Source organism: Paenibacillus sp. 2KB_20 (assembly GCF_052115765.1).
GTDB lineage: Bacteria > Bacillota > Bacilli > Paenibacillales > Paenibacillaceae > Paenibacillus_AQ.
This window is the reverse complement of the sequence record NZ_JBFRHH010000010.1, coordinates 95,992-121,891: the sequence shown is the minus strand read 5'-3', so window position 1 is coordinate 121,891 and position 25,900 is coordinate 95,992. Positions and strand designations below refer to the sequence as shown.

19 protein-coding genes are annotated in these 25,900 nt (G+C 50.1%); 16 read left to right on the top strand and 3 right to left on the bottom strand.

Features of this window, described 5'->3' with window-relative positions:
• Window positions 1-7 precede the first annotated feature (7 nt).
• The 6 genes from AB4124_RS24865 (at window position 8) to AB4124_RS24840 (ending at window position 6,650) form a co-directional block, all read left to right on the top strand.
• Window positions 8-1,408 (top strand): (Fe-S)-binding protein, encoded by a 1,401-nt coding sequence (locus tag AB4124_RS24865; RefSeq protein WP_076325341.1) that lies wholly within the window; start codon window positions 8-10, stop codon window positions 1,406-1,408.
• A 295-nt stretch (window positions 1,409-1,703) separates the two neighbouring features.
• Window positions 1,704-2,270, top strand: coding sequence for a class I SAM-dependent methyltransferase (locus AB4124_RS24860; RefSeq protein ID WP_430109644.1), 567 nt, complete (start codon window positions 1,704-1,706; stop codon window positions 2,268-2,270).
• A 169-nt stretch (window positions 2,271-2,439) separates the two neighbouring features.
• On the top strand, window positions 2,440-3,066 hold the full coding sequence (locus AB4124_RS24855) for a hypothetical protein (protein WP_441974519.1): 627 nt from the start codon (window positions 2,440-2,442) through the stop codon (window positions 3,064-3,066).
• 744 nt (window positions 3,067-3,810) lie between these two features.
• Entirely contained in the window at window positions 3,811-4,557 is a 747-nt protein-coding gene (gene map, locus AB4124_RS24850) for a type I methionyl aminopeptidase (protein WP_076325344.1), read from the top strand.
• Window positions 4,558-4,913: 356 nt separating this feature from the next.
• Window positions 4,914-5,726, top strand: coding sequence for a pyridoxine/pyridoxal/pyridoxamine kinase (pdxK, locus tag AB4124_RS24845; protein ID WP_076325345.1), 813 nt, complete (start codon window positions 4,914-4,916; stop codon window positions 5,724-5,726).
• Between the two features lie 261 nt (window positions 5,727-5,987).
• Window positions 5,988-6,650: a YqaA family protein gene (locus tag AB4124_RS24840; RefSeq protein WP_076325346.1), complete on the top strand. Its 663-nt coding sequence runs from the start codon at window positions 5,988-5,990 to the stop codon at window positions 6,648-6,650.
• A 126-nt stretch (window positions 6,651-6,776) separates the two neighbouring features.
• Here AB4124_RS24840 and AB4124_RS24835 read toward each other — a convergent pair whose 3' ends face one another.
• Window positions 6,777-7,397 (bottom strand): hypothetical protein, encoded by a 621-nt coding sequence (locus tag AB4124_RS24835; RefSeq protein ID WP_098749017.1) that lies wholly within the window; start codon window positions 7,395-7,397, stop codon window positions 6,777-6,779.
• Window positions 7,398-7,706: 309 nt separating this feature from the next.
• Between AB4124_RS24835 and AB4124_RS24830 the strand changes: the two genes are divergently transcribed.
• Complete coding sequence (locus tag AB4124_RS24830; RefSeq protein WP_441974518.1) at window positions 7,707-8,780, top strand: ATP-binding protein; 1,074 nt, start codon at window positions 7,707-7,709, stop codon at window positions 8,778-8,780.
• Between the two features lie 61 nt (window positions 8,781-8,841).
• Window positions 8,842-10,065 (top strand): MFS transporter, encoded by a 1,224-nt coding sequence (locus AB4124_RS24825; RefSeq protein WP_076325349.1) that lies wholly within the window; start codon window positions 8,842-8,844, stop codon window positions 10,063-10,065.
• A gap of 168 nt (window positions 10,066-10,233) precedes the next feature.
• Here AB4124_RS24825 and rnjA read toward each other — a convergent pair whose 3' ends face one another.
• On the bottom strand, window positions 10,234-11,952 hold the full coding sequence (gene rnjA / locus AB4124_RS24820) for a ribonuclease J1 (RefSeq protein ID WP_339268188.1): 1,719 nt from the start codon (window positions 11,950-11,952) through the stop codon (window positions 10,234-10,236).
• 184 nt (window positions 11,953-12,136) lie between these two features.
• Between rnjA and AB4124_RS24815 the strand changes: the two genes are divergently transcribed.
• Both AB4124_RS24815 and AB4124_RS24810 read left to right on the top strand, forming a co-directional pair.
• A complete protein-coding gene (locus AB4124_RS24815; protein WP_430200571.1) occupies window positions 12,137-12,889 on the top strand; it encodes a YqcI/YcgG family protein in 753 nt (250 codons plus the stop codon).
• Window positions 12,890-13,213: 324 nt separating this feature from the next.
• Window positions 13,214-14,617 carry a glycosyl hydrolase family 18 protein gene (locus AB4124_RS24810; RefSeq protein ID WP_441974517.1) on the top strand — a complete coding sequence of 468 codons (1,404 nt, stop codon included), beginning with the start codon at window positions 13,214-13,216 and terminating at the stop codon, window positions 14,615-14,617.
• On the opposite strand, the gene AB4124_RS24805 is transcribed toward AB4124_RS24810, so the two are convergent.
• Window positions 14,612-15,490, bottom strand: coding sequence for an AraC family transcriptional regulator (locus AB4124_RS24805; protein WP_441974516.1), 879 nt, complete (start codon window positions 15,488-15,490; stop codon window positions 14,612-14,614). The genes AB4124_RS24810 and AB4124_RS24805 overlap by 6 nt on opposite strands.
• A gap of 171 nt (window positions 15,491-15,661) precedes the next feature.
• Between AB4124_RS24805 and yicI the strand changes: the two genes are divergently transcribed.
• From yicI to AB4124_RS24775, 6 genes are all read left to right on the top strand, one after another.
• Complete coding sequence (gene yicI / locus AB4124_RS24800) at window positions 15,662-17,989, top strand: alpha-xylosidase (protein WP_441974515.1); 2,328 nt, start codon at window positions 15,662-15,664, stop codon at window positions 17,987-17,989.
• Window positions 17,990-18,208: 219 nt separating this feature from the next.
• The gene (locus tag AB4124_RS24795; RefSeq protein WP_441974514.1) at window positions 18,209-20,017 is read left to right on the top strand and encodes a sensor histidine kinase; all 1,809 of its coding nucleotides are present in this window, start codon (window positions 18,209-18,211) and stop codon (window positions 20,015-20,017) included.
• Window positions 19,992-21,548 (top strand): response regulator, encoded by a 1,557-nt coding sequence (locus AB4124_RS24790; protein WP_441974513.1) that lies wholly within the window; start codon window positions 19,992-19,994, stop codon window positions 21,546-21,548. The genes AB4124_RS24795 and AB4124_RS24790 overlap by 26 nt, the downstream gene beginning before the upstream one ends.
• 555 nt (window positions 21,549-22,103) lie before the next feature.
• Window positions 22,104-23,066: an ABC transporter permease gene (locus tag AB4124_RS24785; RefSeq protein ID WP_441974512.1), complete on the top strand. Its 963-nt coding sequence runs from the start codon at window positions 22,104-22,106 to the stop codon at window positions 23,064-23,066.
• A gap of 14 nt (window positions 23,067-23,080) precedes the next feature.
• Window positions 23,081-23,989: a carbohydrate ABC transporter permease gene (locus AB4124_RS24780; protein ID WP_076325357.1), complete on the top strand. Its 909-nt coding sequence runs from the start codon at window positions 23,081-23,083 to the stop codon at window positions 23,987-23,989.
• Between the two features lie 76 nt (window positions 23,990-24,065).
• Entirely contained in the window at window positions 24,066-25,778 is a 1,713-nt protein-coding gene (locus AB4124_RS24775) for an ABC transporter substrate-binding protein (RefSeq protein ID WP_339268169.1), read from the top strand.
• Window positions 25,779-25,900 lie beyond the last annotated feature (122 nt).

Here is a 25,900-nt window from a genome sequence, read left to right as displayed (position 1 = left end):
AACGCGCATGAGTTCAACCCATGAGAAGCTTGCACAATCGCTAAAGCTGACGCTGGATGAGGATCAATTGACGAATTGTATGCGCTGCGGGTTTTGCCAGACCGCCTGTCCGACCTTCCTCGAGACAGGGCTCGAAGCTGCCTCCCCCCGCGGGCGGATTGCGCTTATGAAAGCGGTTGTGGATGGTTTGATGGAGCCGGATGAGAGCTTTCGGAGCCAGATGGATCTATGTCTGGGCTGCAGAGCCTGTGAGCCTGCTTGTCCTTCCGATGTGAAATATGGCCAGCTGATCGAGCAGACCCGGGCGGCGATTGCGGCCGAGAAGCCTTATTCGCTGCCGGTACGAGTCGTCCGTAAGACGTTCCTGCAAGGGATATTCCCGCATCGCGGAAGACTGAAGCTGATCGGCAAGACGCTTTCGTTCTACCAGAAATCCGGCCTTCAAAAGTTTGCGCGCAGTTCCGGAGCCATGAAGCTGTTTCCCGACCATCTCCAACAGCTGGAGAAGGCGCTGCCTCCCGTAACGGGCGACGGCCTGGAAGAGCTGTGGAGCAAGGCTGGCTTGCCCTACCGCCGCGAGACGACAGACAGCGGTTCAAGGCTAATGGTTATCCCTGCGGCTGGGGCTAAGGTTGGCCGGGTCGGGATGTTCCGTGGCTGCATTATGGATGTCATGTTTGCATCCACGAACATGAACACCGTACGGCTGCTGCGGCAGGCCGGGTTCGAGATTGTCATTCCGGAGGAGCAGGTATGCTGCGGAGCGCTGCATGCGCATGCTGGTGAGATGGGCGATGCCAAGCAGTTGGCCGGTCAGAACATATGGGCTTTCGGGGAAGCGGACGTGGATTACATTGCAAGCAATGCAGGAGGCTGTGGAGCACTACTGAAGGAATACGATCATCTGATGCATGCAGAACCGGATGAGCGGCTTCAGCAAGCGGCGATTCGTTTTGCAGATCAGGTGAAGGACATCTCCGAGCTGCTGCACAGCCTCGGTCGGCCGCTTACGCCGATTCAGGCGGAAAATCCGCAGAACGGGGCCATAACCGTCACCTATCAGGACTCTTGCCACTTGCGCAATGTGATGAGAGTACAAGGCGAGCCGCGCCAACTGATGGAGCTGCTTCCGGCTGTACAGATGTGCGAGCTTCAGGGGGCCGAGGTATGCTGCGGTTCCGCCGGCATTTATAATTTGACCCAGACGGAAATGTCGACCACGCTTCTGGATCACAAGATGGAACATGTGGAGGCTACCGGAGCCAAGGTCATCGTGACTTCGAACCCGGGATGCCTGCTGCAGATGAAGTGGGGGATCGAGCGTGCCGGTAAACAAAATGGCGTAGAGGCCGTTCATCTTGTGGATTTTCTGGCTGAGCAGGTGCTGATTGAGGATAAGCGTGACTAATTGTACAAATTGGGGCAACTTCATGGTCATTATGATCGTGGGGATGCCCTTTTTAGCCTGATTATCATAATTCAGGGTGTCTGTTGCGGCCATTTATTATATATAATGGTTCCAACCTGCATTAATCTTATCAGTACTATGATATAAGGATCGATATAGTGATATAAGGCAACGAACCGGTTTACATCGTTTCCTATCAAAGGTATGGTAAACCGATGAGGGGAGTTCTCCCTCACTGGGTTCATATTAGTACGTATAAGCAAAAATGCAATCATGCGAGGAGGAGAGCGATACCATGAAAGAGAGCTTTGATCCGTCACTCATAGACCGATTGGAAAGTCCCGAAAGGAAGAAGGAGTTACCGGCATCTTCGCTGCTAGAGAAGCTCCAAGTGAGCGGCGGGGTGGATGTCCTTGACATTGGGGCAGGTACCGGCTATTTTTCCATACCGGCAGCCGAGTTAACGACAGGCACGGTTTACGCGCTGGATACCGAGCCAGCCATGCTGGACATGATGCGGGGGCGTGCACAGGAACAGGGACTCACGAATATTAAGGTGATGGAAGGCATGTTGGAAAAGCTTCCCCTCCAGGATGAAGGTGTGGATCGAGTCATCGCTTCCCTGATCCTTCATATCACCGATCAATTGGAGGAGTCCATCCGCCAGATGGCAAGAGTGCTGCGACCAGGAGGACGATGCTTGTGTTTGGAGTGGCAAGAGGATCCGGCTGAGAAGCGGGTTCCCCGTCCGAACCGGGTTGATCCGCATGTGATGAAGGTTTTGTTGGAGCAAGCTGGGCTGCATGTGGAAGGCATCGAGTATCCTACAGAGCGTCATTATCTGATCATCGCCAGTAAATAGCGAATGTCGATGAAGCCTCTTGCTGGATGGACTCTCCCCTTTAAATCGACCGCCGTCTAGCGCCGCCTCACCACGTTTTGTGGAGGTCGGTTCTCAGATCGGTGCATATATTGATACATCTGGAACATTTTGGGGGAGGGGGCCGTCTTAGGTTTGAGGTGATTCATTGATGAGAAAATCCATGGTTATGATCCTGCTTAGCTGCTTGCTGCTGCTCGTGAGTCTGTACACGGTCAAACCAGCCAACGTATTTGCCTGTTCTTGTGCAGGACCGCCTACGGTTGAGGAGAGCTTGGAACGGAGTGCAGCGATATTTGCAGGCAAAGTGACCAAGCTGGTTGGCCCGAAGCCGAAGCTGGTGATGTCATCCGCAGATCCGGTTCATGTTATGTTAGAGGTAACGGAAGTATGGAAGGGCGAATTGGCCGGAATGACGGAGCTTACAACAGCTATGTCATCAGCCAGCTGCGGTTATGATCAATTTGCCGTAGGGAGCGAATTCCTGGTGTTCGCATCTGTAGAATCGGGTCAGCTGAGAACAGGGATGTGTGATGGTACGAAGCTCCTCTCCAGCGCAGGCAAAGAGTTAACCGAGCTTGGAGATGGATACCTTCCGGAAGATGCATCTGCTCGGGGATCAGGGCCCGATACGTTTGCCGAGGGCGTGCCTTCAGGTGAAGGTCAGAATTCAGGGCAATCTCCATTCTTACTGAAGCCCGTCTTGGGGGGAGTTGCAGTAGTGCTGCTGGCAGCGGGGGTATGGCTTTATTTTTGGAGGAAGAAAAGAGAAATATAAAGGGAATGTAAAATGTTTACTCCTGTAACCTATTTCCGAGTTGAAACTTTATCGCCGATTGTCGGGGTAAAGTTTTTTTGTTTCCTTTGGTCTTTTGATACGTATGTATGGTAGAGCTTGCGATATTGCGGTTGCGGTTGAAGTGATTTTGGCTGCCGTTGCCCTTGCTCTGACGCTGCCGGAACCCGGCCTCACGAATATCGGGGGCATGGACGGCGAATAATGAACATAGGAAAAAAGAGAGGAATTGTGATCTCGCGTGTAAAATTATCGTTTCTGCGCAACCTTACATTATAATTTATGATACGAGGAGAAACGATTGTCATTGAATAAATGAAGTTCGAAGTTAGATAAAATGCTGCCTGCCCTGATTCTGTTTATGGTTTTGGAGAGTCATATGACTTTCTGGGTTACAGCCGAGCTGAAGCTGCCTCCGAGGATACAGCAAGCATACGCTACCGTTCCCGTGCCCGCCCGCGTATAAACAGAAGGAAGACATTCCTAACGGAAATGATTGAGGTTCCCTTGGCTTAGGAGTAGAATAAGATGAGGTAGGGCGCTTTTCGCTTTTCTTTTTTTGGATACAAGACAAGAAGAAAAAGCAGATACACCTTGTGATTGTGAATTAGCCTTATTGGCCGGGGAGTGAGGAGAGGCAGGTGCCTGTCTTCAAGAATCTTCGGTCAGCTAAGGCTTTTTGATTTGAATAGGAGATAACAACCATATGAGAAGGAGTGAGCAGGATTGATAATTCTCAAAACACAAGAACAAATCGCCAAGATGAATAAAGCGGGGGACATTCTCGCCGAATGCCACCGGCAGATTGCCAAGATGATCAAACCGGGCGTGACAACACTGGAGATTGATCAATTTGTCGAGCGGTTTCTGGCAGAGCGCGGCGCGACACCGGAGCAGAAGGGGTATCACGGATATCCCTTTGCCACCTGCGCATCGGTTAATGACGTAATTTGCCATGGTTTTCCGAGCCATGAGCCATTGAAGGACGGGGATATCGTTACCATTGATATGGTGGTGAAGTATGATGGCTGGCTCGCCGATTCTGCTTGGTCCTATCCGGTCGGAAACGTGTCCGAGGAAGCGCAGCATCTGCTGGATGTAACGAAGAAATCCCTGTATCTCGGCATTGAGCAAGCGGTGATCGGCAATCGAATCGGAGACATCTCCCATGCGATTCAAACCTATGCGGAATCCCAAAATTTATCGGTCGTCCGCCACTTCGTGGGGCATGCCATCGGTGAAAATATGCATGAGGAGCCGCAAGTACCCCATTACGGCCCACCTAATCGCGGGACACGACTTAAAGAGGGCATGGTCATCACCATTGAACCGATGCTGAATCTCGGCACATATCAATGCAAGATCGATTCAGACGGATGGACCGCGAGAACGGTAGATGGCAAATGGTCCGCGCAGTATGAGCATACGCTCGCCATCACAAAGGATGGCCCAGTGATTCTGACGGAACAATAAGATGCGACTCCGTAGGGGCTAACGCTCCCTATGGAGCCGTCGGACGGTATAAGCTATAAAACTCTATTCATGGCTTAAAAGAAATGCTCCAACGGAGCAGGCGGAATTGTTCTGTAGAAACGAAAGTGGTCGCCTTTGCCCCCGGATTCCAACGATATAAATCGTGATTCGAAGGAAATCTGGGGGCAACAGCGATCGGAGGACAATCCGCATGCGGAGTGTTGCATCAGCTCTCAGAATTCGTCTTTGAATAGACTACGATTCGACATCTGCGAATACGCGATCAATGAATAGACGCCAATCCCAGTTTTTCTTATAATAGAGTAATCATTTTACAAGCGAAGGGAACATGGAACATGACGATACGAAAAGCACTAACAGTAGCGGGCTCCGATACGAGTGGCGGCGCTGGCATCCAGGCTGACCTGAAGACGTTTCAGGAATTTGACGTATACGGTATGACCGCACTGACCACGATTGTCTGCATGGAACCAAAGACATGGGACCATCAGGTTTTCCCGGTGGCGCTAGATATTGTAGAAACGCAGCTGAAAACCGTCCTCGAGGGCATTGGCATCGACGCCATGAAGACCGGCATGCTCGGATCCGTAGAGATCATCGAGCTTGTGTCCCAGTATATCGACCGCTATAATCTGGAACGAATTGTCATCGATCCGGTGATGGTCTGCAAAGGCACGGATGAAGTGCTGCAGCCGGAAAATACGGAAGCGATGCTGGAGTTCCTTCTCCCGCGCGCCGATCTGGTAACGCCAAATCTGTTCGAGGCGTCCCAACTGGCTAAGTCCGGCCCGATTACAACACTGGATCAAATGCAGGAGGCTGCGGCCATTATTCATGAGCGCGGCGCGAAGAATGTGCTGATTAAAGACAGAGGCAAGATCCGCGAAGGCAAAGCGATGGACCTGCTCTATGACGGAAACAGCTTTGAATGGTTCGAGGCTGATACCATCGTAACGAAGTACACCCATGGCGCGGGCTGCACGTCATCCGCTTCCATTACAGCTAATCTTGCTAAAGGCTTGACCGTTCGCGAGTCGGTACAGCAAGCGAAGGCATTCATTACCCAAGCCATCTCCAATGGCTTCCCGCTGAATGAATTCGTAGGTCCGACAAGACATTCCGCGCATCGCAGTTTATCTGCAAATTAAACAAAATACATTTTTTTGCAAGCTTATTCATGCATGGAATTCGGCTTGCAGAGAGTGACGCCAAACCTTTCTTCCAAGAAGAAAGGTTTTTTTGTTGTTAGTTGAACTCGCTGCATATAGTGTATAGGAGCAAAGGCATGCTTCGTTTTACGCGTTTTTTGGGGAGGGATAGGGCGGCTTAGGTCCTTTCCAGTATAATTATGTGCTATACTTTATACAGGGTCTGATAGAAACAGGAAGAAAATGTTTAGGGGTTGAGACATGTTTCAGGACATTTTGGATTTTTTGATCAAGTTTGGTCCATGGGGATTGTTTATTCATTCGTTTGCTGATGCTGTAATTTTTCCGGTTCCCGCCTTTTTTCTGCAGGTTTCGCTAAGCATCATGCATCCGCAGAATGCGCTGTGGCTTGCAACGTATGGCTTTATCGGGTGCTTGCTGGGGACGCCGCTGGGTTATTTAATCGGAAAGCTGCTTGGGAAGTCGGTACTATACAAGATTTTGAAAAAAGAGTGGATTGACTCTGCTACGAACATGTTTCAGAAAAACGGCGAGGCCGCCATATTGATTGGTTCCTTCACGCCGGTACCCTTTAAGGTGTTCACGATTCTATCGGGGTGCTTGAACTTCCCGTTATGGAGACTTCTTGCTTATGCCGCTATAGGCAGAGCTACCAAGTTTTATGTGGTAGGTACCTTGTTTTACCTGTACGGTAACGCGGCAGAAGGTATGGTTAAGGATGTATCGTTATATATTGCGCTTATTGCCGTTCCGCTTCTGTTGATCGGTGTGTACTTTAACCGCAAACGCAAGCGTAAGAAAATGGAGCAGGAAAAGCTGGCTGAATCTACTATCGAATCTAGCCCCGCTGTGGTCGAAAAGACGGTGCTGGAGCAGACGTCGGACCAGACTCCATCCGCTTAATGCTAAACATGACGCGGGGGGTTACCCCCGCGAGGAACATACAAAAAAGCAGCCGGGTGAGAGCCCGGCTGCTTTTTTTCAAGGTATCAGAGAAACATATTTATATGATAACTACATATTTCAGTATTAACCCGTTTTTCCGAATCTGAAGAACTTGCCTCGGCCTTTCGTTGTCACAGGAGTAAACGTCGGTGATGGGGATAGCGGGGATGTCATGTCTTGAGCAAGATACCCGTGGAGAGGTCCACGGTAGACTTCATTCAACTGTGATGAATGGGAGAAATCCTCCGGCGTTACAAGATGACAAGGCTTGTTCACAGGCCGTAGGCCTGCTTGCTCCAGCACCGTAGCAACAAAGTGGGAGCAGAAGAAAGCATCGTCACGATCAATATGAATCCGAAACAATATACCCAGCAGCCCTAGCAGATTATATTTGTAGCGGTCCTGATCACGCATCATCTCTTTGACAAGGTTGTGCATGCGTTGATAGTCTTCATTACTAACGCGGAAACGATATACCGCACATTCTGAAGTGTAGAAGAAGGGGTCGCGTAGATTCTCGCGAACTAAACCGCCGTCAAACGGGTTGTTCGCCTTCTTTCGCCCAAAGCTGTACACTTCGCGTAATTCGGAATCAAACGCGATGGATGCATGGTTGAGTGGGGCCTTCGTGAAATATTGGATCATTCTGCTGAACCAGGTGCCCGTGCCTGTAAGCACAATCCAAATATCTTGTTCCGTGTACATACTCGCAAACTCCTTTGTTAACGGTCCTAACGACTAGCAATTGTAAATGACTTGCTTTCTTTCACAATAAACGAAAAAGCCATAGCGTTCAAGTCAAAAAAAACCATTTTCTCTCAGTTTTAATAGAATAGCGCTGGAATTGCCACCAAAAATTAGAAACCTCATCACAATATATTCGCCCCATGTCCAAATTATCCTTTGGTTTGCTTTATTTATATTTTTCAACAGGCGAGAGGAAAGGAGAAGCAAACCGATATCTCGAAATATGTAAAACGATTGAACAATGAAAGACAGGAGGATCTCCAAACGATGATGAATAGTGAACGTCTCAGCTATGATTTTATGGTCCAAGCGATTGAAGTAGCGCCGATTGGAACCGTATTCATCGATTCAGAGGGGAGTATTATCAAAATTAATCCCGCTGCTTGCGTCATGCTGGGGTATGAGGCGGAAGAGTGTCTGCACCATCCCTATTACGATTGGATTTATCCGGAAGATGTGAATAAGGACAAAGATAGGATGGAGAAGCTAATGTCGGGTAAGACCGCTTCTTTGCAATTGGAGAAGAGACTGATACATAAACAAGGCGATATCAGATGGGTATCTTGTATGCTAAGCACAGCTCGTAGCAGGGAAGGAAGAACACTTGGCTACGTAGCGCATTTTACGGATATTACCGATATGAAAAAGGCCGCCTATCAAGAAGAGGAGCGGCTGATCCAGTCCGATAAGCTGTCCATGGCCGGTCAACTTGCGGCAGGGATCGCCCATGAAATTCGTAACCCCATGACTTCCATCAAAGGGTTCGTGCAGCTCATTCGCTCCGGCGCTGGCCGGAAGGATCAATATTTCGATATTATCTCCTCGGAGATCGAAAGGATTGAGCTGATCGTAAGTGAGCTTCTGTTTTTGGCGAAGCCGCAAAGTGTGAAATTCGAGCGTACCGATATCCGGCAGCTCCTGGACCAAGTGATTACTCTATTAAATACGCAGGCCATCATACATAACGTCGAGATTATAAAGGATTTCGGAGAGCGAGAGGCCAATGTCGAGGGTGATGTGAATCATCTGAAGCAGGTGTTCATCAATTTTATTAAAAATGCCGTGGAATCCATGCCGGGTGGCGGGGAGTTAACCATTCGGCTGGAGAGAAGCGATGACCATACTGTGGCCATCCATTTTACGGATAATGGCTGCGGGATTCCGGAAGCAATCCTCTCTCGTCTCGGGGAACCGTTCTTCACCACGAAGGAGAAAGGCAATGGCCTGGGCTTCATGATCAGCAAAAAAATGATCGAGGATCACAAGGGGCAGGTTCATGTATCCAGCAAGCTTCACGAGGGAACGACCATCAAGGTAATTCTGCCGCTCAGCATAATCTAGCTTGACCAGGCGTATGGTTCGCTCTACATTATAGAAAGATATAGGAGAGGGGGCGGCCAACATGGGCAATATGCAATTGTTAAAAGAGCCGAAGCGGCGCAAGCTGCTGATGAGTGCGGGTGCCAGCTGGATGTTTGATGCGATGGATGTTGGAATGATTTCGTTTGTTGTCGCGGCATTGGCAGCTGAATGGTCGCTGAGCTCGCAGCAGGTAGGGATTCTGACAAGTACCACATCGATCGGAATGGTATTCGGCGCGGCCATGGCTGGATTCTTGGCTGATAAATATGGACGGAAAAATATTCTGCTATGGACGCTGCTCATATTCTCGATCGCGAGCGGTCTTTCCGCACTGGCTACCGGCTTTATCATGCTGTGTTTGATGCGCTTTATTGCCGGCTTCGGACTTGGCGGAGAGCTTCCCGTTGCATCCACGCTGGTATCAGAAAGCATGCCGGTTCATGAACGGGGAAGAGCGGTTGTGCTGTTGGAAAGCTTCTGGGCGGCAGGCTGGATACTATCCGCACTCATCGCTTACTTTGTCATCCCGGATTACGGATGGCGGGCTGCTTTTGTTATTGGAGCTCTGCCTGCTTTTTATGCGCTTTATTTGCGGCGTGCCATCGAGGATTCGCCAAGATATCTTGAGCAGAAAGCTAAGGCTGCCCCTAAGCTGACCTTTGGGCAGCGAGTGGCTTCGGTCTGGTCGGTTGAACATCGGCGTACGAGCATTATGCTGTGGGTGCTATGGTTTACGGTCGTATTCTCGTATTACGGCATGTTCCTGTGGCTTCCGACCGTCATGGTCGATAAAGGGTTCAGTCTGGTCCGAAGCTTTCAGTATGTGTTGATCATGACGCTTGCCCAGCTGCCGGGTTATTTTACGGCCGCGTACTTTATAGAAAAGTTCGGGCGGAAATTCGTTCTCGTTACCTATTTGGTGCTTACGGCCTTTAGCGCCATCTGGTTTGGTTACGCCAACACGGAAGGTTCGCTGCTAGCAGCAGGCATTTCTTTGTCATTCTTCAATCTGGGAGCATGGGGAGGTTTATATGCCTACAGTCCGGAACTCTATCCGACGAAGGTTCGTTCAACGGGGGTTGGGCTAGCAACGTCGTTTGGACGGATCGGCGGCGTTATTGCACCGCTGCTCGTCGGGGTGTTGAAGCAAAATGGTACCCGGATCGAATTCATTTTCGTGATGTTTTTCGTGACTATCCTGATCGGTGCGCTCGGCGTACTCGTACTTGGCAAGGAAACGAAAGGGCTGGAGCTTGCGGACTAAGGCTGAAGACCGCGTTTAGATGATTTTATTCTTGCGATATCAGGAAGGACATGCTTAGAAGTGTATACTTTCTGATGTCTGAAGAAAGGGTGGATCCGAAGGTTCAAATGACCTTGGATCCACCCTTTTTATGTTGAGATACGGTTAAGGCTCAGAGTGACCAGAGCCTTATACTTCCATAATGGAAGGCATAATGTACGGGCTGCGGCCCAGTTCCCTTTTAAAATAACGGTTGAGTGTGTTGTTTGTCATCTGTTCCCAGGCAGCCCGGTTGTATTCGCGCTGTTCACCGGCTTTGTTCAGCTGCTTGCGCAGCATCGCTTCAGCTCTGCGTAGAAGAGGCTTGGAGTCCTGCATATATACAAACCCACGGGTAATCAGCTCCGGCCCGGAGAGCAGCTTGCGCGTCTCGCGATTGATGGTGATGGCGACGATGACAACGCCATCGTGAGCGAGCTGTACTCGTTCCTCAAGCAACTCCTTCTCATGGGTACGCAGCTCTCCATTGTTGATGTAGACGTCTCCGGAGGGGATGTTCCGGCCTTTACGCGCATAGTTGCGGAATAGGGACAGCGTATTCCCAATGTTCATCAAATAAACATTGCTGTCGGCAACCCCAACCTGCACGGCGAGGTGACGATGATTGAGCATCATCCGGTATTCCCCGTGGATCGGCACAAAATACTTGGGACGCAAGCTGCTGATCATAAGCTTCAAATCCTCGCGGCAGCCGTGACCCGAAGTGTGGATATCGAGAATGGAGCCGTATTTAACTTCTGCTCCTGCCCGCATCAAGAGATCGATGCTGCGATTGACGTTCTGGGTATTCCCAGGAATCGGCGAAGACGAGAAAATAACAGTATCCTCCGGATGAATCTGGATCGAACGATGGGCACCTGAAGCGATGCGTGTCAGTGCCGCATTTGGCTCGCCCTGACTGCCTGTACAAATAATCAGCACCTGGTCATCGCGATAACGATTAACGGCTTTCACATCAATCATCATGCCGTCCGGCACGCGAATATATCCAAGCTCCTGACCAATCACAAATACCTTCTCCATGCTGCGGCCGACGATGGCGATTTTGCGGCCTGTTCGGATGGCAGCTTCAACAACCTGTTGCAGACGATGAACGTTCGAAGCAAAGGTGGCAAACAGGATCCGTCCGGGACATTCCCGGAACAGACGCAGAATGGAATCGCCGACGGTGCGTTCAGAAGGGGTAAACCCGTCCCGCTCGCTATTGGTACTGTCAGCCATCAGGGCCAGGACGCCACGCGCGCCGATATGCAGAATTTTATGCAGATTGGCAGGCTTGTCCTCCGGCGTAAAGTCAAATTTAAAGTCTCCGGTATGTACGATCGGCCCGTACGGGGTTTCCACAACGATCCCGAAGGCATCCGGAATGCTGTGGGTGGTTCTAAAGAAATGAACGGAAAGATGACGGAATGAAATCGTTTCGTCTTCATGGAATATGCGCAGATCACTCTGATCCAGCAGCCGATGCTCCTCCAGCTTCGCACGAACCAGGCCGATGGTCAGTGCCCCGCCATAGATCGGCATTTGGATTTGACGAAGCACATAGGGAATAGCCCCAATATGATCTTCATGTCCATGGGTCAGGAACATACCCTTTACTTTATGTTTGTTATCCAGTAAATAACGAATGTCCGGAATAATATAATCGACGCCACTCATTTCGGCATCCGGGAATTTCAGCCCGGCATCGATGATAATAATCTCATTTTTGAATTCCACACCGTACATGTTCTTGCCGATTTCGCCAAGCCCCCCCAGCGCAAAGATGCGCACAGGTGGAGCGGAAGGCCTCGGTTTTTTGGCGGGTTTGGCAGTTTGAATCTGATCTGTTAACAGGGGTTTAGACATAATGTGAAAGAATCCTCTCTATGGTAATTAAGGCATAAGCCTGGTCATTTTAATTTCTTCTCTACTAAAGATATCAGAAAGTTCAAGCTTTTGGGAAACGCTTTTCAAAATTCATGTGCATTTCGCACGAGACAGTCACCTATTTTTACCCACTCTTATATGCTGTAGAAGAGGGGGGCTCGTGATGAGCGGTTTATTGAGGTTGGACGATATGGATGCTGTCCATGGATTACAGGAGGAATGGCAGCGGAAAGCGATAACCAAGCTGACCGAGAAAATGACGGACCGTTACGCCAAATTCCCTTGTATTCCCGCAGTGCAAGGACATGCACTGAATCATTTTAGATACGGCTTTATTCATCAAGGTGAATCACAGGCCGCGGCGGAACAGCTTGCTGCTCTGCTGCGCGAGTACGGGCTCGGCTCCAGGGACTTCGGGCCATATACTTCACTTGTCGTCATGATCTGTACGGAGCATGGGCGCGATAGCCTGGAAGGCGCCCAATATTATGAGCGCTTGTTCTGGCAGCTGTTAAGCCAGACAACCGAATACGATACGGAGCCTTGGCCGGCGGATCTGCCGGAGGAGCCTACGGATCATCTGTGGGAGTTTTGTTTTGCAGGCGAACCTTATTTTGTTTATTGCGGCACACCGGCACATGAGCTTCGCCAGAGCAGATACTTTCCCTACATGATGCTTGCTTTTACGCCTCGTTGGGTTCTGAAGCAGTTCAATGCCCGAACAAGGCAAGCAGAACACACCAAGGGATTGATTCGTCAGCGGTTAGCCAAATATGATCCCGTACCACCGCACCCTGACTTGAAGTTCTACGGGGCGGAGGATAACTATGAATGGAAGCAATATTTTTTGCGGGATAACACGGAGTCACTATCGAAATGTCCGTTTGCAAGGCGGCACAAAGAGATCAATCTATAATAAGAGAAATAACACGTTGCTATCATCATACCCTAAATCGGAGTCAGGGTTAACCATGCTTTCTATTGAAGAGCTGCCTCATTCGCGGTAATCCGCAGTGTGACAGCCTTTTTTGCGTAGAAGAGCTGATAGGCCAGGGTATAGGATTTTGTCCCTGAATAAGTAAATCTTATCCTTGTTGTACAAAAAATGACCAAGTTACACTTGAAGTGCGTCATATCATTTTATCTGTATGCGTTAGGAGGTGTGTATGGTACGAAGCTTTCACCAGCTTTGAAACCGCTTTAATAAACAAAATCAATTGGCGAAGGAGTTGTTTGATGAATGACAAGGTTGTCCAGAACGATGAGAGGATGGATTCTCGGATTCATCGCCGTGCTGGTACTTAGTTTGTTCCCTGTGTACAAAGTTCAAGCCGCTGAGGTTTGTACGGAGCCTGCTTGGAGCAGTTCTGCCGTATATGGCGGGGGTAATATCGTATCCTACAACGGTCATGCCTGGAAAGCGAAATGGTGGACACAGGGCGAGGTACCTGGAACGACAGGACAATGGGGGGTATGGGAGGACCTTGGAGATTGCACTCCCGGGACACCGCCCGTCGATCCTCCGGTGGATCCTCCAGTAGATCCTCCAGTAGACCCTCCGCTGCCTGGTGACCGTATGTATGTCGCTTACGCGAGCTCTTGGAACACCAGTATTTACGATCTGACGACTGCCAACATTCCCAATTACATTACCCATCTCAATCTTGCATTCGTAAGGCCGGATACCACGTATACCCAAGGGTCCTACGCGTTTGATCAAGCCGTTGCGGGATTGGAATTTGTGGAAGGGGCGACCACCCCGAACGGCCAACGTAAATTTACAGCCCAGCAGTCCCAGGATCTGCGTAACAATATCGCATCTCTTAGAGCCCGCGGAACAAAAGCATTCTTATCGGTAGGAGGCTGGTCATACAGCCAAGGTTCACAGTGGTCCGGATTCAATGCCAAGAACATAGTGGATTTGGCTCTCGATCTTGGCGCTGCCGGCGTCGACATTGACTGGGAATCCAGCGGCAGCAGCTGCAACAAAGGAACAGCCGCTCAGTTCAACTGCACTAAGGATGGAGAAATCGCGGGCATTATTACGAGTCTCTATAATGAAATCCATGCAAGAAATGCGAATCTGCAGATTTCCATCGCCGGTTGGTCCACGGGCGCTTATTACGTGAAAGGAACGCCGTTTGAAGAAGGCAAGGTCCAATGGGGGTCTCCTTTTGGCGGTACCATGTACCGCGTAGTCAAGGATCATGGCAGTAAGATCAACTTCATCAATTTGATGTCCTACGATGGCGGTATTTATTACGATCCGCGTGAAGGATATGAATCGTACAAGGCGATATACAACGGACCTATCAATATGGGCATGCAGATTGCACCGGAGGGATCCGGCGGGGCCGTCCTGCAACTGAATGCCGCACCGGGCACGGTATACGATGCCGACATGATGAACGGTCAGAATAATATTGCAACGCCCTATTATAATGTAGAAACGATGGTGAATTATATTAAGAATAAGGGAAGAGCAAATGATGGATTCATGCTGTGGCAGCTCTGGAAACAGCGGGTTCATCAGCCAGCGCCGTCAGGTGCTGCAAATGAGAACAGCGCGGGCCAGTACGTATGCCGAAATCTGCCGCTTCCGGGGGATTGCAATCAGACCATACCGAGCCTGCCGAAATTATAGTTTTTTCCGATACTCCGAAGGCGTGCAGTCCATAATCTTACGGAAGACCCGAACAAAATAACTGATGTGCCCAAATCCGACATCGAGTGCGATGTCGGATATTTTATTGTCCGGCTGACGAAGGAGTTCCGCTGCCTGGCGAACGCGATAGGAATTCATATAATCCACGGGCGTTTGCCCGGTCATGGATTTGAAGAAGCGGCAGAACTGGCCTTCGCTCATCGGGATCAGATCAGCCAGCTCACTCAGCCGGATGGGACGGTTATAATGATTCTGGATGTAGAGAATGACTTTCTTCAAGCGTTCCGTTCTCACCATATCCGCTGTTTCGCTCCGGCTCCGGTTGACCAGTCGGCCAGTGGATGCGGCCTGAAATAACATGAGAAACAGATGTCCCTTAATAGCGACCTCATAACCAGCAGGTTTGTGCTTCGACAGCAGCGTCATTTCCTTTATATGCTGAAGCAGCTGCTCATCGGTCTCGGATGTCATCCATCTTGGAAAGGTGGCTCTTCGCTCCTGAAAGGGAACAATCATTCCTTCCTGTACAAGATCGTAGCTGCTGCTTGCAAGCATGCCGAAATCGAACACCATCGCACAGAAACTGCACCCTTGATCGCCCCGGGCATGACCGGTGTGAAGGTCTCCTCCATCGATAAATATCGCTTCACCCGCCCGGACAGGGATATATTCCGAGTCGATCTGAAACAGAACCTCGCCTTCGATCACGTAGAAAATTTCCGCTTCCTTATGCCAATGGGAGTCTACTACATGGTTACCGGGGGCAAATTGATGCCAGTAGGCACCAAACGGGAAGCGTTCATTTCCGTGGACGGTGCTTTCTTTTAACGATTGGCGAAAGGATTGATCCATCATATTCCTCCTTTGAATGAATAGCCGCTTGAATGATGTCATCTTATATCAAGATTGTGCTATAAAATAACGTAATACTGTTAGAATGGCCTGAAATAGATCAGTATAATGATATTATAACGCTTACATCTTAAAGTTCAATTTTCATCAAATAGAAAGGCGGATTAAAAAATGAAATTTACAGACGGCAATTGGCTTATCCGAGAAGGATATTCCGTTTCGGGAGCGGTTCAGGCTTATGATTTTGCAGTAAAAGGAGACACGATGACAGCCTATGCCTCCACGGCCCCGATTCCGGGTAGAGGAGCAACCATTAATGCGCAGCTGATCACCGTGCAATTTCAATCTCCGGCGCCCGGCGTCATTGGTGTAAAACTGGTTCACTATGCAGGCGTAAGAGATCGCGGACCTGCATTCGAATTGTACAAACAAGAAGGTGACCATACGGTCATTGAAGAGAATGATCAGGAAGCGGTTCTTCGCAGCGGCAATTTGAGCGTTGTGATCAAGAAAGGCCCGGAATGGTCGGTTCACTTCTATAGAGGAGAAGAACGCATTACCGGCAGCAGAGCCAAATCGATGGCACATATCGTGGAAGATGGCGGACAGACCTACATGCGCGAAGAGCTGGATCTTGGCGTAGGCGAGTGGGTTTACGGCCTTGGCGAGCGATTCACTTCGTTTGTGAAGAATGGCCAGGTCGTGGATATTTGGAACCAGGATGGCGGTACAAGCTCCGAGCAGGCCTATAAAAATATTCCGTTCTATCTGACGAATAAGGGCTATGGCGTGTTTGTCAACCAACCGGACCTCGTGTCCTTTGAAGTGGCATCGGAGAAAGTGAAGAAGGTGCAGTTCAGCGTGCCAGGCGAGTCACTGGAGTACTTTGTTATTGATGGACCGGATCCGAAAGGCGTGCTGGACAAATACACGAACCTGACAGGCAAACCGGCACTGCCGCCGGCTTGGACCTTCGGATTGTGGCTTTCGACCTCTTTTACAACTCAATATGACGAAGCAACCGTAAATTCCTTTGTTGACGGTATGCTGGAGCGCGATATCCCGCTGGAAGTGTTCCATTTTGACTGCTTCTGGATGAAGGGGCTCAACTGGACGGACTTTCAATGGGATGAAGAGGTTTTCCCGGATCCTGAAGGCATGCTGAAGCGTTTGAAAGAAAAAGGCTTGAAAATCTGCGTGTGGATCAATCCGTATATCGCGCAGCGCTCGCGTCTCTTTGAGGAAGGCCGTGAGAAGGGCTATCTCGTGAAGAAAGCGAATGGTGATGTGTGGCAGTGGAATCTGTGGCAGCCGGGTATGGCGCTGGTGGACTTCACGAATCCGGACGCGTGCGAGTGGTATGCAGGGTACCTGCGCGAGCTGGCAGATATGGGTGTCGACAGCTTCAAGACGGATTTCGGCGAACGCATTCCGACGGATGTTGTTTATTTTGACGGCTCCGATCCGCATAAAATGCACAACTACTACACCCAACTCTATAACAAAGTGGTCTTTGATGTGCTGGTGGAGAAATTCGGCAAGAATCAGGCGGCCGTATTTGCACGCTCTGCAACCGTAGGCGGACAGCAGTTTCCTGTTCACTGGGGCGGCGATTGCTATGCGGATTATGAATCGATGGCGGAGAGCCTCCGCGGCGGCTTGTCCCTCGGTCTCGGCGGCTTTGGCTTCTGGAGCCATGACATCGGCGGCTTCGAAAATACGGCTCCGGCGCATGTATTCAAACGCTGGCTGGCATTTGGCTTGCTGTCCAGCCACAGCCGTCTGCACGGCAGCAGCTCTTACCGGGTGCCGTGGTCTTATGACGAGGAGGCAGTGGATGTTACGCGCTTCTTCACGAAGCTGAAGAGCCGTCTGATGCCTTATCTGTTTCATACCGCCGTACAGGCATCGGAGCAAGGGGTGCCAAGCATGCGCGCCATGTTCCTGGAATTCCCGGAAGACCCGGCCGTTGAAATGCTGGATCGTCAATATATGCTGGGAGATTCCCTGCTTGTGGCACCGGTATTCAGCGAGAACGGCGATGTGAAGTACTATCTGCCGAAGGGCCGCTGGACGCATCTGTTAACCGGAGAAACGGTGGATGGCGGAGCTTGGCGCAAGGAAACGTACGGTTTCCTCGGGCTGCCGTTGTTTGTACGCAGCAACTCGTTCCTCGCCTTGGGAGCAACCGACAACCGTCCGGAATATGACTATGCAGACAGAGTTGAACTTGGCTTGTATGCATTGGAAGACGGCAGCGAGGCTTCGGTTACCGTTCGCAACATGAATGGGGATACCGAGCTTGTTGTGCGGGCGGTACGTGCAGGCAGCCGGATTGATTTTACGGTGGAAGGCAGCGGCAAGCCATTCTCCGTGAAGCTGCATGACATGGGAGCCGTTTCATCTGTGGAGGGCTCGGGAGTGAGCCTGCAAGAAGACAGCATTCAAGTGGAAGCCGGACAACATGCGCTGACCTTCACGGCAGCTCTGGAAGGGTAAGCTCGATGAACGCCTGTTTGATAAAAGGGAAAAAAGCATAGCGAAGATGAGCCCGGACCAGCCTTATGCTGGAGTCGGGCTTCTTCCATATTTTAGATGGACTTGAACAAACGGCAATGCTGATATAATAGGCCTGCGGCAGGTTTATTCACGAATAGTTGTAACCGTTTTCTTTTAGAGGCTTGCCGAAGATTAAAGGACAGGAGCGAAGACGGTCCGATGTTATCTTATTTCATTCAACTTGTGAATGACATGAAAATCCGCAACAAATTGATATTGTCTTTTGTTGTCGTGGTCTTTGTGCCGGTTGCCATCGTGGGGATATTCCTTACGGGCGAGCTCCGCAAGTTTGCTTTCAACAATGCGTTGGAACAGGCTTACCAGAACGTGGACCGGGTCAAGAAACGGTCCACCGAAGTCATCAACGTGGCAGACGATTTATCCTATCGGCTATCCTACGACGAGCGTCTGAGAAATCTTGCTAGCCAGCAATATGAAAGCGTATACGACGTATTTGTGGCTTACAGGGAGTATCCCGATTTACAGCAGGCGATTCGGATGTACAAGGAAATATCGAATATCCGTTTTTACAGTGAGAACCCCACCATGCTGAACAATTGGGAGTTCCTTTATCCCGAGGATGAAATCAAGAGAACGGAATGGTATCAGCGAGCCGAGGATGATATTGGAGTCATCTACTGGGACTATATTACGGATGAACGAGATCAGAAGGTTTACCTCAGCTTAATCAAGGGGGTTGATCTTGGAAGCAAGGACAATCGTGGTGTACTGGTTATCAATGTCAATACGGGTATGCTGAACACGATCCTCAGCCAAGAAACGTTTGACACCATTATTGTGGACAGCAATAACAATATTGTCGCCGCTAACCGCCCGGAGCTGTACGGGAAGACGCTAGCCGAGATTCAAGATACCAGCGGGGTTGTATACCATGCGAGCGGAAGCTATGAATCGGTCATCCATGATGAAGCCTCCAAGGTGTTGATTGAACCGTTGAATACGGAATCCGGGGTTAATGGCCTGCGCATTATTTCCATATTTTCGATTGATAGCATCGTGGCGGACGCCAACCGGATCAGCAAGCTGGCGATGACGGTCATCATCATTAGTCTACTGCTGGCTGTTCTTTTGATCTACAGTTTCTCCTCACTGATCTCTAATCGGCTGCTGCGACTCAGCAAGCATATTACGAAGGTAGGTACCGGCAACCTCGGCGTGGCGATGGAAATTGACGGCAAGGATGAGATCGGCCAGTTATCCCGCCAATTCAACTCCATGGTCGGTAACATTAACGACCTGATGAACGAAGTGCAGGAGTCCAATGAACAGAAACGGTTAATGGAACAGAAGCAGAACGAAATTAAATTCAAAATGATGGCCAGTCAGATTAATCCGCACTTTTTGTTTAATGCCTTAGAGTCTATTCGCATGGAGGCCCATCTCAAGGGTGAGGACGAAATCGCCCGGATTGTGCGTCTGCTCGGTAAAATGATGCGAAGCAATCTCGAGATAGGCAGCGGAAAAACAACGATAAAAGACGAGATCGAGATGGTGCAGTGTTATCTGGATATTCAAAAATTCCGCTATGAGGATCGTCTGAAATATGAACTTCTGGTAGATCCCGAAGCCAGTCGGGTTAGAATCCCGCCGCTGATCATACAACCGCTTGTGGAGAATGCGGTCATACATGGGATGGATCACAAGGAAGAAGGAACTTTCATCAGGGTAGTGGTCACGGCCAGCGAAGGGAAACTGCATGTCATGACCGAGGATAATGGAGCGGGCATAACCTTGGAGCGATTGCAGATGATCTATGGTTATTTGAACGATACCGATGAGAAGGACGGAGGACGGATCGGGCTCCGGAATGTTCATGTCCGTCTGCAGCTTACCTACGGCCCTGAAGCGGGTCTGATCATTTATAGCGAACCGGGGATTGGAACGCGCATTAATTTCAGTATTCCGACAGGAGGAGAGAGCGATGATGAAAGTGTTAATCGTGGATGACGAACCCAAGCTGCGCGAAGGACTGAAGAGCATTGTGCCATGGAACGAGCTTGGGTATCAGGTTGTTGGTACCGCAGCGAACGGGAGCGAAGCGCTGGAGAAGCACGGGATGTTTGACCCGGACTTGATGCTGATTGATATCCGAATGCCGGGAATGGACGGATTGCAGCTGATCGAAGCCATCCGAACCCTGGATTCCGAGATTCACCTGCTCATCCTAAGCGGATATGCTGATTTTGATTATGCCAAACGGGCGATTTCCCATCGCGTGGACGGATACCTATTGAAACCGGTGGATGAGGACGAACTGAGCAAGTATTTGCTTCAGATTAAAGAAGCCATCGAGCAGGAACAGGAGAGGAAGGCACTGAATAGGGCAGCCTCCGATATGAGCCGCGAGCAGTTCATTCAGACATGGTTCAATCCGGAGAGTAAGCCCGATCATGCGGCTTTACGGCATATCGCCGAGCGGTCAGGACTGTTATGGAACCATTACCAAGTGCTGATTATTCATCATAATGGCTACGATGAATCTGGTGAGGGAGCCAACGACCGATTGAAAAACCAACTGCTTGAAGCTTTTGAAGAGAACGGCCGCGGCACGGTCTTTTCCATGCATGGACAACTTGGCGTTCTAATGCCCACGCCAGTATTGACCGCAGGAGGGCGGAAGGAATTGCTTCAAACGTTGGAGGATGCTGCCGCACTGGCAGGTAGGTCAATTACGGCTTCATTGGGGCGCCAGGTTCATCGTCTGGAGGATGTAGCGGAGTCGTACCGCTGTGCAAAGGAACGGATTCGCGAACGCTTCTTCTATCCTTCCGGCGAGTTGTTATTCCCTGAATCCAAGCGGTTTGCTGGCGACATTACGGATGAAGAGCGGCAACCTTATGATCTGGAGCAGCTGATGGAGCAGCTCTATTACGCTGTAGATGTAGGCAATGTCGAGGTGCAGCGGAAGCTGCTGCATGCTGCTGCATATGCCATGGTCAATGAGGAGTATACGGAGGAAAGGATGAAGGGGGCGTTCGTGGAGCTCCTCACCGGCGTGCACAATAAGCTGATGCAGCATCAGCCAGAGCTGCAGTCCCGTACGAAGGAATATTCGGATCGGATTACCGCGATATTTCGCCAGCGCACGGCCTATGATTTGTGCCGCCATTCGTCCCAATTCCTGGAGGAGCTGATCTGGCAGGCGGGGGATGGCGGACGAGATCAGGAGATGAAGCGGATCATGGACCTGATTCAGCGCAATTACAATGAGAATCTTAAACTGGAAACACTGGCCTCCGTATTTAATTACAACAGCGCCTACCTCGGGAAGATGTTCAAGAATACAACTGGAGAATACTTCAATACGTACCTCGATAAGGTCCGGATCAACAAAGCCAAGGATTATCTGAAACAGGGCATGAAGGTATATCTGGTTGCGGAGAAGGTCGGGTATACGAACGTAGATTATTTTCATAGCAAGTTTAAAAAATACGTCGGTACCTCTCCGTCTAATTTCCGCAAGGAGCTGGACCTGTAAACAGGGTCAAGTTCCTCATCGTCTGCACTCTTCGCCATGGAACCAACTGCCAAACGGGAAGGCGATGCGGAAGCGCAGTGAAGAGTGCTGACATCAAGCTGCTGAGCATGGGTTTGACGGGAGATCGAACATAGGTAAGCCAAATATCGGATAGCGTTCACTTACCCTACAACCAGACTAAACATAAGTACTTTCATATCGCTGCCCTTTAAGACGCGACTAAGGTGCGCGTCTTTTTTATTTCCTCCTACCTCCCCAAGACATGACTGGGGGAGCCAAAATGCTGCGAAGCATAGAGCGGAGGGGCCGGAATCGTATCGGAGAAGCGAGAGCGGTCGCCTTTAAAGCCGGGAAACCACCTCCCTGTAACATCCGAAGTTTCCCGGGTTTAACAGCGATCGGAGATACGATCCGGACACGGAGCGGCATAAAGCTCTTCTGCATTTTCTCCTCAGTTAATGTCTAATTTTTATATGATTTTTAAACCAATCCTTCGGGTACTTCCCCGCCGCAGCTTGGTTTATCATCAGGATATACAAGAGAGGAGGGGTTGGTTTGAAAGCGGTAACAAAGACAGGAGGTAGCATCCAACCTGCCGCAAAGAAAAAGAAAGGCTTTTGGGCCACTTTCAAAGAGCAGAAAGTACTGTATGGAATGTCGCTTCCATTTATCGTCATTGTGTTCATCTTCAGCTACATGCCGGTCTGGGGCTGGTTGATGGCATTCCAGAATTACAAGCCGGGCAAAGGGATCTTCGAGCAAAAATGGGTGGGCCTGGACCATTTCGTGACACTCTTCTCGGATGATAAGTTTTATCTGGTGTTGCGAAATACACTCGCCATGAGTTTTATGGGATTGATCGTTGGATTTACGATTCCGATCCTATTCGCAGTCTTGTTGAATGAGCTTCGTGGAAGCGTATTCAAGAGGACCGTACAGACGATATCTTATCTGCCGCATTTTGTGTCCTGGGTCGTGGTAGCAGGTATCGTGACCAAAATGCTGTCCACAGATGGAGGCGCTGTCAATCAGCTACTGATGTGGCTGGGGTTCATTGATGAACCGATACAGTTTATGGCTCAGGGGAACCTGTTTTGGTATATCGTAACAGGCTCTGATATATGGAAGGAAATGGGCTGGAGCGCGATCATTTATTTGGCAGCGATTTCAGGAATTGATCAGGAGCAATTCGAAGCAGCCAAGGTTGACGGCGCAAGCCGTCTTCGCCAAATATGGCATATTACGCTGCCAAGCATCGCCCCTACGATTGCAATTCTGATGATCATGTCCATCGGACATCTGATCAGCATCGGCTTCGAGAAGCAGTTCTTGCTGGGTAACCCGCTGGTGGTGGATTATTCCGAAGTGCTGGATCTGTATGCGCTGAATTATGGCCTTGGCATGGGGCGTTTCTCCTTCGGTACGGCAATTGGGATGTTCAACTCCATTGTAAGTATCCTCTTATTGCTGCTCGCTAACGGCGTATTCAAAAAATTTACGAAGCAATCCATTATGTAGGGGAGGGAAGCAGCATGGCACGAACCAAAACAGCATTCAAGCCCACGCTCTCCGACCGCGTGTTTGATATGGGTAACTTTATATTTATGGCACTGGTCATGATTGTCACTCTGTATCCGTTCCTGAATGTTCTTGCGATATCGCTGAACGATTCCGTGGATACGGTACGTGGGGGGATCTATCTCTGGCCGCGCGAGTTTACGCTGGAGAACTACGTTCAGATCTTTAAATACGACGGTTTGATCACCGGCGCCAAAATTACGATTCTCCGTACGCTGGCAGGAACATTCCTGGGCTTGGTCAGCGGAACGATGCTGGGTTATGTCCTCAGCAGGGTAGATTTTCAGGGAAGAAAGTTCATGTCTGTATTCCTGGCCATGACCATGTACTTCTCCGGCGGGATGATTCCGGTCTTCATTCTGATCCGCGACTTGAACATGATGAATTCGTTTCTTGTTTACATCATTCCGGGGATGGTGAGCGCATTTAACGTATTCGTTATCCGGTCTTTCATCGACAGCTTGCCATATTCGCTTCAGGAATCAGCCAAGCTTGACGGAGCTAATGATTTCACGATCTATTACAAAATCATTCTCCCGCTCTGTAAGCCCGTACTGGCTACCATCGCCTTGTTCCTGGCAGTCGGTCAGTGGAACTCATGGTTCGATACGTATCTCTATAACGGCAATGCACCCCATCTCACGACGCTCCAATTCGAGCTGATGAAGGTGCTGCAGAGCACACAGGGACAAACCAGCGGCATGATGTCCGGGCAGAATATGGCCGAAATCGTGAAGCAGGTGTCGCCGGAATCGATCAAAATGGCGATTACGATTGTGGTTACGGTTCCCATATTGCTCGTCTATCCGTTCCTGCAGCGGTATTTTGTGAAGGGGATGACGCTTGGAGCCGTAAAAAGCTAAGCGCATGTACGGTATCAGCAGGCATTATGACCTGTTATACGATAGATGATTAAAAATCGATTTAGGGGGTATAGCAATGAATCATAAGAAGAGATTGTCGCTGCTGCTCGCGATCATGATGATGGCCACATTCGTTCTTGCAGCGTGCGGCAACGGCGACAGTAACAATAGCGCAAACGGCGGCGAAGAGGGCAATGGCGGCAACGATACACAGCAGGAAGAGAAGCTGGGGCCGATGACCATGACGTATTACAGCGCGGATTCCAATGCGAACTGGGCCAACATGCAGGATGCGGTCGGCAAGAAGCTGACCGAGAAAACCGGCATTACAATCCAGGCCGAATACGCGGTAGACGGCTCCAATCAGAAGCTCCCGCTGATGGTAGCGAGCGGGGAATATCCGGATTTGGTATTTGCGAAGGGTGACGCCAATCTGTTTGTGGATTCCGGAGCGTTTATTGATCTGACGGATCTGATCGAAGAGCATGCACCGAACATCAAGAAGGTGTATGGAGAATACATGAGCCGTCTGAAATGGAGCAACGATGATGAGGCCATCTATGTCCTCCCGACGCTTGCAGCGGTGGACCATCAGGCGCTCGATGCCGGCGGCACGTTTCAGATCCAACATGAAGTGCTGAAAGAACTCGGATACCCTGAACTGAAGACGGTGAGGGATTACGAGAAAGCGCTGAAAGACTATGCCGAGAAACACCCGACCATTGACGGCCAGCCGACGATTCCGCTGACGCTGAATGCGGACGGATGGAGAATCATGATCTCGGTAACGAACCCGGCGTTTATCGCGACAGGCGCATCGGATGACGGCGAGTATTATATCGACCAGGGGACGGTCGAGGCTAAGCTGCACTACAAGCGCCCGGAAGAGAAAGAATATTTCCGCTGGTTGAACCATATGAACGATGCGGGTCTTCTGGATAAGGAAACGTTCGTACAGAAAACGGACCAATACGAAGCTAAAATCTCCTCTGGCCGTGTTCTTGGCGTCATCGATCAGGAATGGGGCTTCGGCAATGCAACAAACGCACTGAGATCTTCCGGCAAGGAAAACCGCACCTATGCGAGATTCCCGATCCAGCTGGATGAGTCGACTAAGGATGCAACGTTCCAAGACGCGGGTTACGTCGCCGGATGGGGTGTGGGCATTACGACGTCCGCGAAGGATCCAGTTCGAATCATCAAGTTCCTGGATTATCTGGCTTCCGAAGAAGGGCAAGTTTTGATGAATTGGGGAATAGAGGGCGAGCATTACAACGTTGTGGACGGCAAGCGCGTCATTCCGGAAGATGTCCAAGAGCGCAAAACCTATGACAACGCCAACTTCACTAAGGAAACAGGAATCGGCTTGTACAACGCCATGTTCCCGCGTTACGGAGACGGCGTGAAGGATTCGACGGACAACTACTATACGACGAATTTCCCGGAGACGATCATAGAGAACTATACGCCATCCGCGAAGGAAACACTGAAAGCATACGGCGCGGAAATGTGGAAAGATCTGTGGCCGAAACAAGAGGAATTTGGAGTGAAGCCATGGGGCGTTGCTTACAACATTCCAGTACCGAGCGACTCCAATATCAATATCACGTACAAAAAGGTGGAAGAGATTACCCGTAAACGGATTCCGGAAATCATTCTTGCCGATCCGGCGAAATTTGATGCGCTGTATGAACAGTTCATCAAAGAACTGAATGATGCCGGCGCCGAGAAGATGGAGCAGGAATACACCCAATTGGTACGCGACCGCGTCGAACTCTGGAATGATTAAGGTATAGGTGAATAGAAGGGGCCGGCAATATGCGGCCCCTTTTGCCGCTACATGAAAGGGTCACTGTTATAGCGATTGTGCCGTTATTTACCAAAGAAATACAGCAGTGGATGAAGGATATG

Excerpts from the sequence above, each read along its gene's own strand:
- AB4124_RS24865 (WP_076325341.1), top strand. The coding sequence starts at position 8 with ATGAGTTCAACCCATGAGAAGCTTGCACAATCGCTAAAGCTGACGCTG.
- AB4124_RS24860 (WP_430109644.1), top strand. The coding sequence starts at position 1,704 with ATGAAAGAGAGCTTTGATCCGTCACTCATAGACCGATTGGAAAGTCCC.
- AB4124_RS24855 (WP_441974519.1), top strand. The coding sequence starts at position 2,440 with ATGAGAAAATCCATGGTTATGATCCTGCTTAGCTGCTTGCTGCTGCTC.
- pdxK (WP_076325345.1), top strand. The coding sequence starts at position 4,914 with ATGACGATACGAAAAGCACTAACAGTAGCGGGCTCCGATACGAGTGGC.
- AB4124_RS24840 (WP_076325346.1), top strand. The coding sequence starts at position 5,988 with ATGTTTCAGGACATTTTGGATTTTTTGATCAAGTTTGGTCCATGGGGA.
- AB4124_RS24835 (WP_098749017.1), bottom strand. The coding sequence starts at position 7,397 with ATGTACACGGAACAAGATATTTGGATTGTGCTTACAGGCACGGGCACC.
- AB4124_RS24830 (WP_441974518.1), top strand. The coding sequence starts at position 7,707 with ATGATGAATAGTGAACGTCTCAGCTATGATTTTATGGTCCAAGCGATT.
- AB4124_RS24825 (WP_076325349.1), top strand. The coding sequence starts at position 8,842 with ATGGGCAATATGCAATTGTTAAAAGAGCCGAAGCGGCGCAAGCTGCTG.
- rnjA (WP_339268188.1), bottom strand. The coding sequence starts at position 11,952 with ATGTCTAAACCCCTGTTAACAGATCAGATTCAAACTGCCAAACCCGCC.
- AB4124_RS24815 (WP_430200571.1), top strand. The coding sequence starts at position 12,137 with ATGAGCGGTTTATTGAGGTTGGACGATATGGATGCTGTCCATGGATTA.
- AB4124_RS24810 (WP_441974517.1), top strand. The coding sequence starts at position 13,214 with ATGACAAGGTTGTCCAGAACGATGAGAGGATGGATTCTCGGATTCATC.
- AB4124_RS24805 (WP_441974516.1), bottom strand. The coding sequence starts at position 15,490 with ATGGATCAATCCTTTCGCCAATCGTTAAAAGAAAGCACCGTCCACGGA.
- yicI (WP_441974515.1), top strand. The coding sequence starts at position 15,662 with ATGAAATTTACAGACGGCAATTGGCTTATCCGAGAAGGATATTCCGTT.
- AB4124_RS24795 (WP_441974514.1), top strand. The coding sequence starts at position 18,209 with ATGTTATCTTATTTCATTCAACTTGTGAATGACATGAAAATCCGCAAC.
- AB4124_RS24790 (WP_441974513.1), top strand. The coding sequence starts at position 19,992 with ATGATGAAAGTGTTAATCGTGGATGACGAACCCAAGCTGCGCGAAGGA.
- AB4124_RS24780 (WP_076325357.1), top strand. The coding sequence starts at position 23,081 with ATGGCACGAACCAAAACAGCATTCAAGCCCACGCTCTCCGACCGCGTG.
- AB4124_RS24775 (WP_339268169.1), top strand. The coding sequence starts at position 24,066 with ATGAATCATAAGAAGAGATTGTCGCTGCTGCTCGCGATCATGATGATG.